Below are 1110 nucleotides of genomic sequence, written 5' to 3'. Positions count from 1 at the left end.
CCCTCGATGTGCTGCCACCGACACGTCGATAAGCATGTCGTCGAGCTGTTCGAGCGTAACCTCCAACGCGGCGGCGATCCGAGTGCGATGCCACGGCTGTGGGTCCGTCTCCGCGTTCTCCCAGCGCACCACGGTCGACCGTTCCACGCTGAGCAGTTCGGCCAGGCGCTCCTGGCTGTAGCCGAGGGCCTTGCGCCGTTGACAGAGCCGATGTCGCTTCAGGGCCACGCCTGATCTCCCTCCGTTCCGCCGCCACTGTAGTAACACTGCGTCGATCAGGCGGGTACGCAGACGCCTCACTTCTGCGTCATCGAGGCTCCTCGGGTGCTGTAGTTCCTGTTCAGTCCACACCAGAGGCTGGTCGCATGGCCCGGGGCGGGTGCTGGGCTCCGGCCGCGTCGTTCCCCCGTACGGCGGCGGCCGTCCCCGCCCACCCCGGTGCCACTCCACGCACCCCACCACCGGAGGCGCCCACCGATGACCGCCGTACTCGCCGACTTTCCCGTGCTCACCCCGGTCACCGACGAGGACCTGGCGCTCGCCGTTCACGCGGCCCGCGTCCACGTCCCGGAGCCGTGGCCGCAGGGCCTGCTGTGCCGCAGCGAACGTGTCCCGTACCCGTGCCGCCTGGCCCGCTGGGCGCACGCCACGATCGACGCCGCCGGACTCACCGAGGGCCAGCTCCGGGAGCCGGCGTGACGGACCGGGAGGCCACGGACCACGACACACCCGAGGCGGAGCTGTCCCCGTACCCGATCGGGATGGACCGGCAGCGTCGCGCGGAGAGCTACCTGCGGCGGCCCTCGTTCTGGGAGGAGGTCGAGGACCGCTACCCGGGTCTGCTGCCCGAGCGGGACGCCCCGCTGGTCGAGGCCGCCCTGCGCCGGCTCGCCGACCGGCCGGACCGCCCGGAGACGCTGGCGCTGCTGAGCGTCCTGGGCCGCGCGTACCGTCGCTTCGGCCTGCGACCGGAGCACCAGCCGGTCATCGACGGCGCGCTACGCACCACCGTGCCCTGGCCCGAAGTCGAGCGGGCCGCCACGAAAGCGGGGGACGGCCCGGCCTGGTGGCCGGTCGAGGTGCTCGACCACGACCTGGCCTGCGACGGGG

At 72.6% G+C, this 1110-nt stretch carries 3 protein-coding genes; 2 read left to right on the top strand and 1 reads right to left on the bottom strand.

Annotation, left to right across the window (positions count from 1 at the left end; genetic code table 11):
* Window positions 1-228 (bottom strand): helix-turn-helix transcriptional regulator (locus EFE23_RS27820; RefSeq protein WP_148058566.1); only part of this gene is annotated, 228 nt, incomplete at its 3' end.
* Between the two features lie 249 nt (window positions 229-477).
* Here EFE23_RS27820 and EFE23_RS27815 point away from each other — a divergent pair.
* Entirely contained in the window at window positions 478-699 is a 222-nt protein-coding gene (locus EFE23_RS27815) for a hypothetical protein (protein ID WP_123243818.1), read from the top strand.
* Window positions 696-1110, top strand: a 415-nt coding sequence (locus EFE23_RS27810) for a globin family protein (protein WP_500786063.1), incomplete at its 3' end; no start/stop codon positions are given. The genes EFE23_RS27815 and EFE23_RS27810, both read left to right, overlap by 4 nt.

Origin of the sequence: Micromonospora solifontis (assembly GCF_003725545.1) — a bacterium.
Lineage (GTDB): Bacteria > Actinomycetota > Actinomycetes > Mycobacteriales > Micromonosporaceae > Micromonospora > Micromonospora solifontis.
The sequence above is the reverse complement of the archived record's forward strand: the minus strand, read 5'-3'. Positions and strand labels throughout refer to the sequence as shown.

Excerpts from the sequence above, each read along its gene's own strand:
- EFE23_RS27815 (WP_123243818.1), top strand. The coding sequence starts at position 478 with ATGACCGCCGTACTCGCCGACTTTCCCGTGCTCACCCCGGTCACCGAC.